This window comes from Acinetobacter thutiue (assembly GCF_030385805.1).
Classification (GTDB): Bacteria; Pseudomonadota; Gammaproteobacteria; order Pseudomonadales; family Moraxellaceae; genus Acinetobacter; species Acinetobacter corruptisaponis.
The window spans coordinates 90,153-100,847 of the sequence record NZ_JAUDZE010000011.1; the positions used below are offsets into that span (position 1 = coordinate 90,153).

The following is a 10,695-nucleotide window of genomic DNA, read 5'->3' on the forward strand; positions in this document are numbered from 1 at the left end:
GAGGGCAAATTATACAGAAGAATCCTAAACTTTAGTAGTGACAGTTTATTGACAGAGTGCTTTTTTTCTGACGAAACGTTACAGAATCGTTGGTAAAGTAGGCCAACTCTATTAGAATATTCCACTAATGCTTATCGCTTTTTTATACTCCCATGTCGAATTCCCAACCCCAGCAACAGCTTGATCTGGTCTATGGACTAAACGATCAACCGAAACCTTTTGTTGCATTTTTAGCCGCATTACAGCATCTTTTGGCAATCCTGGTGCCTATCGTAACCCCAGGTTTATTGATCTGTCTGGCACTTGGCGTGTCCCGCGAAGACACCAACATGATCCTGTCCATGTCATTGATTATTTCAGGGATTGCGACCTTTTTACAGTGCAAAAAAGTTGGACCATTTGGTGCAGGATTGCTGATTGTCCAAGGCACCAGCTTTAATTTTATTGGCCCCATCATTGGGATTGGCAGTGCCATGGTTGCAGCAGGTACGCCAGTTGAACAGGTGATGGCAGCCATTTTTGGCGTGGTGATTGCGGGTTCATTCATCGAAATGGGTGTCTCCAGAATTCTACCCTGGGTTAAAAAGCTGATTACTCCACTTGTGACAGGCATTGTGGTTCTGCTGATCGGCTTAACCTTGATTAAAGAGGGTTTGATCAGCATGGGCGGTGGTTATACTGCGATGCAGGACAATACCTTTGCCAATGCAGATAACCTCATCATGTCCTGTACTGTGCTGGGAATTATTATTCTACTCAATCGTATACGTATAATTTGGGTGAAAAGTTCAGCAATTTTAATTGCTTTGGTCATTGGTTATATCCTTGCTGGATTTATGGGACATTTAAACTTTTCTGTGTTGCAGGATGCGCCACTGATCCAGATTCCAACCCCAATGCATTTTGGATTAAGCTTTTCATGGAGCCTGTTTATTCCAATGGCATTTATCTATTTGGTCACTTCACTGGAAGCGATTGGTGATGTCACCGCCACCAGTAAAATTTCCAACCAGCCTGTTGATGGTCCAATTTGGATGCAACGAATTAAGGGTGGTGTATTGGTCAATGGTGCGAACTCATTTCTGGCGGGTATTTTCAATACATTCCCAAGTTCTGTGTTTGCTCAAAACAATGGTGTTATTCAACTGACAGGTGTGGCAAGCCGTTATGTCGGTATCTGGATTGCCATCCTGCTGGTTATTTTAGGTCTGTTCCCTGCTGTTGCGGCGGTAATTCAAGCTGTACCTCAAGCTGTGCTTGGTGGTGCGGTGATGGTGATGTTTGGTGCTGTTGCTGCGTCTGGAATCAATATCCTTGCCAGCATCCAGCTAGACCGCCGCGCATTATTGATTGTTGCCATTTCCCTTGCACTGGGTTTAGGCGTGGCACAAGTGCCGCAGATTCTGGAGCACCTACCTGAACTATTTAAAAACATCTTTAGTTCAGGCGTGGCAACAGGTGGACTGGCAGCCTTGATTTTAAATATTGTTTTACCTGAAACGCACAAATAACCATCTGGCAATCGCACTGCCCAGTTTTACCACTGGGCTTTGTTTTTGATGAGAGATCAAAATGGATCCACGTAGTGAAGTTGTTTTACGACAACAGGATTATTTAAATGGGCAAGTGCTATTGATCAATGCCCCAAATGATCAGCTTGCCAAGAATTTACCCAGCCAAGTTCAAGCCTCTGTCTGGACCTGGAATTATGCCGACCACCAAGCTTTTCTCAATGCAGGAATCAACTCACATTTTTCAGTTGAATTTCCACAGGCAAGCTTTGATCAGGTGATTATTTTTGTACCTAAATCAAAAGAGTTGCTGAATTATATTCTGCATGTGGTGACCAGCCATTTAACACTGGGACAGTCTGTTTTCCTTGTCGGTGAGAAAAAGGGCGGTGTGGAACGTGCTGCCAAACAATTGCAGCAATACGGTAAAACCCTCAAACTTGACAGCGCACGTCATTGTCAACTTTGGCAGATGATCATCGAAAAAACTGGGCAATTAAAGCCACTTGAACATTGGATTAAAAGCTATAGCATTCAGGTTGGACAAGACCAGCTAGAAATCACTGCCCTACCTGGCGTATTTAGTCAGGACCATTTAGATGTCGGTACAGCCGTATTATTGCCTTACCTGAATCAAATAAAATCAGGCAAGATTGCCGACTTCGGTTGCGGTGCGGGTGTGATCAGTGCCTATCTAGCCAAACTTAATCCAAACCAACAAATTTTTGCACTGGATGTTGATGCATTTGCATTACGCTCAACTGAACTGACCTTTCAACAAAACGGTTTAAATTTAACCCAGCTTCACCTTCAGCCTGTCACGGGTTTTGCTGATGCACCCAAAGAGCTGGATACCATTGTCAGCAATCCGCCTTTCCATCAGGGTATCCAGACCAATTACCATGCCAGTGAAGCACTGTGCCAGCTTGCCAAATCTCACCTGAATAGCTCAGGCGAGCTATGGATTGTCGCCAATCGATTCCTGAACTATCCGCCGCTGATTGAGCAAAGCTTTGGTCAGTGTACAGTTAAAGCGGATCAACAAGGATTCAAGGTGTTGTATGCCTGTACAAAATAAACAGTTTAAGGAATTTTTATGAGCGATACATCTGCTCCCCAACATCTCCAGCGTAAGCTTGGGGCACGCCACCTCAATATGATTGCCATTGGCGGTTCAATTGGCACAGGCTTATTCCTTGCTTCGGGTTCTACCATTGCCACCGCAGGTCCAGGTGGTGCGTTATTGGCATACGCCCTAATCGGGATCATGATTTATTTCCTGATGACCAGTCTGGGAGAACTTGCCACCCATAACCCAAGCTCTGGTGCATTCTTTACCTATGGCAGCCGCTATGTCGAAGAGGGTTTTGGTTTCGCACTGGGCTGGAACTACTGGTATAACTGGGCAATTACTGTCGCTTTTGAATTGGTTGCAGTACAGTTCATTATGAAATTCTGGTTTCCTGAGATTGCAGGTTTTTACTGGAGCGCAATTTTCCTTGCCGTGATTTTTGGCATTAATGCCATGACGGTCAAAGGCTTTGGTGAAAGCGAATTCTGGTTTTCCATGATTAAAGTGGTTGCGATTATCGTCTTTATCATCATTGGGATTGCCATGATTGTAAAAATCATGCTTACACCTGATGTATCAGTATGGAACAACTGGACCAAGGGGGATGCGCCTTTTGTAGGTGGCCTACAAGCTTTAGTCGGGGTCGCCATGATTGCGGGATTCTCTTTTCAGGGTACTGAAATGGTGGGCGTTGCCGCAGGTGAATCCAAAGATCCAAAGAAAACCATTCCATTGGCCATCAAACAGATTTTCTGGCGAATTTTGCTGTTCTATATCCTGTGTATTTTTATCATTGGTACATTGGTCAGCTATGACAATCCACTGTTGCTACATGCAGCCGAAAGTGAAAATATTGCCCTTTCACCCTTTACCTTACTGTATGAAAAAGCAGGCTTGGCCTTTGCCGCAGGCTTAATGAATGCAGTGATTCTGAGTGCGATTTTATCTGCGGGTAACTCTGGGATGTACTCATCTACCCGCATGCTGTTTGATATGGCAAAAGAGGGTCGTGCGCCAAAATGGTTCTCCAAACTGGATACTCGTGGCGTTCCCATGAATGCCTTGTATGCAACCACAGCCGTTGCTGCCCTCTGTTTCCTGACCACTTTTATTGGCGAGCAACAAGTATTTAACTGGTTGCTGAATATGTCAGGCATGTGCGGATTTATCGTCTGGCTCGGCATTGCCATTTCACATTACCGTTTCCGCAAAGGCTATACAGCACAGGGCTATAAAGTCGAAGACCTTGCCTACCGTGCCAAGTTTTTCCCATTTGCCCCATGGTTTGCTTTTATTCTGTGTTCAATCATCATCTTAGGACAGAACTATCAGGCCGTTCTGGGCGGTAAAATTGACTGGTTAGGCTTACTTTCAACCTATATCAGCATTCCATTATTCCTGATTATTTGGTTAGGATATAAATGGAAACATAAAACCAAACTGATTGCCTACAAAGACATGAATGTGAAAGAGGGCGAATAAAAAACCATTTTTTTACTTGACCATTATGAAAATATGGGTAGAATTCACGCTCATATTTTCAACGGCATTATTTTATAGGAGGACAACATCATGCCATTACTACAAGGAACAACTTACTAAGGTTTGGCACGTTGTCGTCTCACGGACAAGTGACAAATCTGCTGATCACTTGTCCGAATGCTTTATTAGACCTGGCATTCGCTAGGTTTTTTTATGCCTATTCGGACAGAAAAATTAAAATGACCGAGATAAGAAAATGGGCATACAAAAAATTCTGAATGCCGAAGCACACTATGGCGTTCCAGTGAAAATATTCACCAACGACATTGATAGCGAGAGCATTGAACAACTCAAGAAAATGGCACAACTGCAATTTATTTATTCACATATTGCTGTCATGCCAGACGTGCATGTGGGTAAAGGGGCAACCGTTGGCAGCGTGATTCCAACCCAACATGCAATTATTCCTGCGGCAGTTGGTGTGGATATTGGGTGTGGCATGAATGCAGTTCGACTCAACCTCAAGGCATCCCAATTACCAGACAATCTTGCACCGTTACGGCATGCAATTGAACGCAAGGTTCCTGTCGGCTTTGAATTGCACAAGCAAATCAAAGCCAAGGCTTCCAGCATTATTCCATTGGAAAAACGCTTGCAGCCGATCATTCAAAAACACCCAGGCTTGGTTCGGATGCTGCGAAAGTTTGATGCCACCTGGCAAAAACAACTTGGTACTTTAGGTGGTGGCAACCATTTTATTGAGCTATGTCTGGATGAAAATCAGGATGTCTGGATCATGTTGCATTCAGGTAGCCGTGGCTTGGGTAATGTGATTGGCACCTATTTTATCGAACTGGCAAAGAAAGAAGCACAGCACCGTTTTGGTCATGTCCCTGACAAGGATTTAAGCTACTTTGCCGAGGGTTCAGCCAGTTTTAATGATTATGTTGAAGCAGTGGAATGGGCACAAAACTATGCTTTTGAGAATCGTCGGGAAATGATGCGACTGATTCTGGAAGCCATTCGCCCGCTTATACCACCCTTTCAAATGACCAAAGAAGCGATTAATTGCCATCACAACTATGTCAGTCGGGAGAATCACTTTGGTAAAGACCTACTGATTACCCGTAAAGGCGCTATTCGGGCAGGTCATGATGAACTCGGTATCATCCCAGGTTCAATGGGTGCTCGCTCCTATATTGTTAAAGGTAAGGCAAATCCTGAATCATTCTGTTCATGTTCACATGGTGCGGGACGGAAAATGAGTCGCAACAAGGCAAAGTTACTGTTCAGTCAAGATGATTTGATTCAACAAACCCAAGGCATTGAATGCCGTAAAGATGCAGGTGTGATTGATGAAATTCCGAGTGCATACAAAGACATTGATCAAGTCATGGCAAACCAGTCTGATCTGATTGAAATTGTACATACACTCAAACAAATTTTATGTATTAAAGGCTAACACGATGAAATTAAAAGATATGCCAAAGATTAAAGCTCGCAATCCTGTTGCACTCTCTCCTTTACTTCACAAGGGAGGCATTCATGAAAGCGAAAAACCGAAAGCCCAACATCGCAAGGAACGTAAAGATACCAAAAAGTTCCTGAACAAAACTGCTTGGCTCTAGTAAAAAAAGCGGCTCAATTGAGCCGCCCTTTCATATCATCAAGACTCAATTACTGAGCTTGTTGACCTGGTTGTACAACAACAGTACGGCTACCAGTGATCGCAGCGAATACGCGACGGTTCATGGCACGGCCTTCTTTAGTCTTGTTGTCTGCAATCGGTTGATCCCAAGCGAAACCTTGAGTAGATAAACGAGATGCATCAACATTGTATTCATTCACAAGCGAAGATTTAACAGAGTTAGCACGAGCCAGAGACAAACGTTCGTTCAACTTACGTGGGCCTGTGTTGTCTGTGTGACCTTCAATACGGGCAGTTGCATTCGGGAATTCACCCAATTTCTCTGCTACTTTCGCAATTTCAGACTTGTACTGAGGCTTGATGTCTGACTTGTTGGTATCAAAGAACACACGAAGCTCCATGTTAAGGTCTTCAGTCATCTCTTGTGGCTGTGGCTGAACAGGTACGGGTGTAGGTTCAACTGGAGCAACCTCTACCACTGGTGCAGCTGGACGTAAGTGACCACCGACAACAACTTGAAGAGCAGCCATAGCCTGACCTTCCCACCAACTGTTATCAAAGTTATAAGTTGCACGACCCTCAGTACGAAGTGTTAAGGCATCGTTCAATTCCCATAACACACCACCGCCGATATTACCAATGGTGTCATAAGAACGACGATCCCAACCTGGATTATCGATTGTTAATTTAGAATATCCACCACCAAGCAATGCATATGGCTTGATTTTGCTATCATATTTACCTGTAAATACATCAGCAGTTGCAATCGCATTTAAGCTTAGAGTTTGATGTTTAGCATCCCAAGGCTGACCATTATCAGTTGCACTTTCCTTACGGGCAGCATCAGCTTTGGTTTGTTGATACTCAACCTCAGCCTGCAACCATGGGGTCAATTCAACACCAATTGCAGCACCAACAAGTAAATCACTTTGTAAAGCAACACCAGAACCATTTGGGCTACCAGTCCAACCTAAACCATTTGGATCGCGATCTGTTAATACATCACGTTGTTTGTCTTGGGTATCTCCTGGATACCAGTGATAACCAAGCATTAAAGGGGTAATTGTGACACCTGCATTTGCAGCAACAAAAGGTGTTACAGCCAGCATAGCAAGTACAATACGACTCATTTTCATGGATATCCTCCAAAGATAAAAAATATTTAAGCTTGCTCTAGTAATTTTTTGAACACTGATAACTTATTCTATCTGTCACAGTCATTCATTTCACGTTGAATCATACAAACACTTGATCAATTTTCCAAGCATTTAGCAATATTCAGCCCTCGATTCTCGAAAAATACTTATCCCCCACTTAATATAGCAGCTAAGTAAATTTTCATTAACGTTGTTCTAGCGCATGAAGTTTATCATTTTTTAATCAGAGTTTTAACCACATATCAAAAACTTTTCAATAAGACTAAACAATTCCAACATTTCTTTCAAATATAGAACAAGATTTTTTACCTCATTCCATTAATGCTTCAACTATATAAATTTTTAAAACAATAAATATTCGACCTCACGATTATAAATAATCCTAGAAATAAAAAAGCGGCTCAATTGAGCCGCCCTTTCATATCATCAAGACTCAATTACTGAGCTTGTTGACCTGGTTGTACAACAACAGTACGGCTACCAGTGATCGCAGCAAATACGCGACGGTTCATGGCACGACCTTCTTTAGTCTTGTTGTCAGCAATCGGTTGATCCCAAGCAAAGCCCTGAGTTGTCAAGCGAGATGCATTTACGTTGTATTCATTGACAAGTGCAGACTTAACAGAGTTAGCGCGCGCCAAAGATAAACGTTCGTTCAACTTACGTGGACCAGTGTTGTCTGTGTGGCCTTCAATGCGAGCAGTCGCATTCGGGTATTCAGACAATTTCTCTGCCACTTTAGCAATTTCAGACTTGTACTGAGGCTTGATGTCTGACTTGTTGGTATCAAAGAATACACGAAGTTCCATATTAAGGTCTTCAGTCAACTCTTGTGGCTGTGGCTGAACAGGTACTGGTACTGGTTCAACAGGAGCAACTTCCACCACTGGTGCAGCAGGTTTCAAGTGACCACCAAGAACAACGTTTAAACCAGCAAGCGCGGTGTAGTTCCAGAATTTCTCATCAAAATGATAAGTACCACGCGCCTCAGTACGAAGAGACAACGCATCATTTAAGCGCCAGAAAATACCACCGCCTGCGTTAGCTAGAGTACCTTCTTGTTTACCACCATAAATGTCATCACCATCATATTTATAGTGACCTGCACCAGCTAAAACATATGGCTTAATTTTGCTGTCATAGTTTTTAGTAATTAAGTCAGAAGTCACATAAGCGTTACCAGCAATGTTACGACCTTTGTAATCGTTACCTGTACTCGTATCACCTTTAATTTGGCTATATTCAGCTTCAAAGCCTAACCAAGGTGTCAATTCAATACCCAACGCAGCACCAACGAATAAATCATCATTAAGTTCTGGACTCGGAGTAAGTTGCCCCTTATCACCATGGTTATTATGTTCAGTATCAAACATTGTATAACCAAGTAATAATGGAGTAACTGTTACACCCGCATTAGCAGCAGCTAAAGGGGCAGCAACAAGCATAGCAAGTGCAATACGACTCAATTTCATGGATATCCTCCAGAGATAACATTTGTTTGTTGTTAAGTTTAGCCTATAATTTTTTACCACTAATAAGCATCAATCACTTACAGTGTTATTTTTAAGCTATTCACTTAACTTTGAATCATACAAACACTTGATTAATTTTCCAAGTGCTTGATAACTTTAACCTAGTAAATTATTGACAAAATTTCTTACAATTTCCGTTGTAGTTCAGTAAATTTTCAATTCCCATATAAAGTTGAAATCGATTATCGTTCGCAAGTTTTTATTTATTCGATACATAGCATTTCTATTTAAATAATGACCTCAATATAGATTAGTGCATTATTTAATTTTAAAAACATAATTTAACACTTTGTTATTTATATATTTAAACAAAAATTACTTGGGTTTCACATGAAAAGAACATTAGGTTTTACCTTAACCGAAATAGTGGTGACTACTACTGTTTTATCCATCATAGTCGCTTTCGCAATTCCAGCATTTCATTATTTACTAGCTTCTTGGGAGTCAAACCAGACCATTAGAATACTCACAATGAACATACAAAAAGCAAAAACTGATGCACAAATTTACCATAAAAATGTGATCATCTGTCCAAGTCAGGATTTAGAAAGTTGTCATAATGACTGGAATAAGGGTTTTATTAGCTTTATAGATAGTAATAAAAATAGACAACGTGATAATGACGAAACCTTGTTATTTGCCAGCACACTTAATCATAAATATGGTTCACTAAGCTATAGAGGCTTTGGCTCTTCACCACGATACATTGTCTTTCAGCAGGAAAATGGCCTGCCTTTCGCTTCAAATGGTAGCTTTATTTATTGTTCCAATTCACTGGATTATCATTCAAAACTGATCATTGGCCGTATGGGACATCCTCGATTTGAGAAAATACCCACCTGCTAAAAAACTCTTCAGTCTAGGCAAGGCGACATAAAACACTTTATTCACTGTTTTTTTTTACTATACTGCATAGGTTTTGAACATTCTCTGCAAATTATAAGTCTGGAGACACACAATGACTGACATCGTAATTGTCAATGGCGCTCGTACAGCAATGGGCGGCTTCCAAGGTGCATTATCAACTGCAACTGCACCAGAACTGGGTGCAATCACAATTAAAGAAGCAATTGCCCGTGCTGGTCTACAGCCAACTGATGTAGAAGAAGTCATCATGGGTTGTGTGTTACCAGCAGGCTTAAAGCAAGGCCCTGCCCGTCAGGCAATGCGCAAAGCTGGTTTACCTGACTCAACAGGCGCTGTAACGATTAACAAGCTGTGTGGCTCTGGTATGAAAGCGGTTATGCAGGCAGCTGACATGATCAAGGCAGGCAGTGCTGAAATCGTGGTTGCAGGGGGGATGGAATCTATGACCAATGCACCTTACGTTTTACCTAAAGCACGTGCTGGCTATCGTATGGGTCATGGTGAAATTAAAGATCATATGTTCCTTGATGGTCTTGAAGATGCTGAAACTGGTCGCTTAATGGGCTCATTTGCTCAGGACATGGCAAATACGCGTGGCTATACTCGTGAACAAATGGATGACTTTGCCATTCGTTCTTTACAGCGTGCCCAAAAAGCGATTACTGAAGGTTATTTTAAAGATGAGATCGTTCCTGTTACGGTTTCTACTCGTAAAGGTGACGTTGTCGTTGATCAGGATGAACAGCCTTTAAATGCAAAAATTGACAAAATCCCAGGTTTGAAACCTGCATTTGCAAAAGACGGTACCATTACCGCCGCCAATGCCAGCTCAATCTCTGATGGTGCGTCTGCACTGGTACTTACTAACAGTGATGTGGCGGCTCAACGTGGCTTACAACCTTTGGCAAAAATCGTTGCAACCGCATCAAATTCCCAGCACCCATCTGAATTTACCATTGCGCCTGTAGGTGCAATTCAGAAAGTCTTGAACAAGGCAGGCTGGGATGCTCAAGACGTTGATCTTTGGGAAATCAATGAAGCATTTGCCATGGTCACCATGTGTCCAATTGATGATTTCAAACTAGATACAGAAAAAGTCAATATCAATGGTGGTGCCTGTGCTCTTGGACACCCAGTTGGTTCTACAGGTTCCCGTATCATTTTGACCCTGATTCATGCACTTAAACGTACGGGTGGCAAGAAAGGTGTTGCTGCACTTTGTATCGGCGGTGGTGAGGCGACCGCTGTTGCGATTGAATTGATCTAAATATCATTCTTTTCTATAAAAATCCTGCTTGATGATCTGACCCCAATAAGTTGGACAGTTTGATTAAGTGGTTTCTAAGGACTGATTTCTGTACTGTACAGGACTCAGTCCTTTTAGTTTCACCTTGATTCGATCATGGTTGTAATAGTGGATGTATTT

General features: G+C 42.2%; 10 protein-coding genes. 7 read left to right on the top strand and 3 right to left on the bottom strand.

Features of this window, described 5'->3' with window-relative positions:
- Positions 1-152: 152 nt before the first annotated feature.
- The 5 genes from QTA56_RS16645 (at position 153) to QTA56_RS16665 (ending at position 5,693) form a co-directional block, all read left to right on the top strand.
- Positions 153-1,511: a uracil-xanthine permease family protein gene (locus QTA56_RS16645; RefSeq protein ID WP_267982097.1), complete on the top strand. Its 1,359-nt coding sequence runs from the start codon at positions 153-155 to the stop codon at positions 1,509-1,511.
- Between the two features lie 61 nt (positions 1,512-1,572).
- Positions 1,573-2,589 (top strand): methyltransferase, encoded by a 1,017-nt coding sequence (locus tag QTA56_RS16650; protein WP_267982098.1) that lies wholly within the window; start codon positions 1,573-1,575, stop codon positions 2,587-2,589.
- Between the two features lie 18 nt (positions 2,590-2,607).
- A complete protein-coding gene (locus QTA56_RS16655; protein WP_267982099.1) occupies positions 2,608-4,065 on the top strand; it encodes an amino acid permease in 1,458 nt (485 codons plus the stop codon).
- Between the two features lie 256 nt (positions 4,066-4,321).
- The gene (locus QTA56_RS16660; protein ID WP_267982100.1) at positions 4,322-5,527 is read left to right on the top strand and encodes an RtcB family protein; all 1,206 of its coding nucleotides are present in this window, start codon (positions 4,322-4,324) and stop codon (positions 5,525-5,527) included.
- Positions 5,528-5,531: 4 nt separating this feature from the next.
- Complete coding sequence (locus tag QTA56_RS16665; protein ID WP_004678308.1) at positions 5,532-5,693, top strand: hypothetical protein; 162 nt, start codon at positions 5,532-5,534, stop codon at positions 5,691-5,693.
- Positions 5,694-5,742: 49 nt separating this feature from the next.
- On the opposite strand, the gene omp38 (QTA56_RS16670) is transcribed toward QTA56_RS16665, so the two are convergent.
- Together omp38 (QTA56_RS16670) and omp38 (QTA56_RS16675) are read right to left on the bottom strand one after the other, a co-directional pair.
- Positions 5,743-6,849, bottom strand: coding sequence for an outer membrane protein Omp38 (gene omp38 / locus QTA56_RS16670; RefSeq protein ID WP_267982101.1), 1,107 nt, complete (start codon positions 6,847-6,849; stop codon positions 5,743-5,745).
- 458 nt (positions 6,850-7,307) lie between these two features.
- The gene (gene omp38, locus QTA56_RS16675) at positions 7,308-8,342 is read right to left on the bottom strand and encodes an outer membrane protein Omp38 (RefSeq protein WP_267982102.1); all 1,035 of its coding nucleotides are present in this window, start codon (positions 8,340-8,342) and stop codon (positions 7,308-7,310) included.
- A gap of 390 nt (positions 8,343-8,732) precedes the next feature.
- Here omp38 (QTA56_RS16675) and QTA56_RS16680 point away from each other — a divergent pair, with 390 nt between their 5' ends.
- Complete coding sequence (locus QTA56_RS16680) at positions 8,733-9,248, top strand: GspH/FimT family pseudopilin (protein WP_267982103.1); 516 nt, start codon at positions 8,733-8,735, stop codon at positions 9,246-9,248.
- A gap of 112 nt (positions 9,249-9,360) precedes the next feature.
- A complete protein-coding gene (locus QTA56_RS16685; RefSeq protein WP_267982104.1) occupies positions 9,361-10,536 on the top strand; it encodes a thiolase family protein in 1,176 nt (391 codons plus the stop codon).
- 63 nt (positions 10,537-10,599) lie between these two features.
- Here the strand turns inward: QTA56_RS16685 and QTA56_RS16690 are convergent.
- Positions 10,600-10,695, bottom strand: a 96-nt coding sequence (locus QTA56_RS16690) for an IS3 family transposase (RefSeq protein WP_267981435.1), incomplete at its 5' end; no start/stop codon positions are given.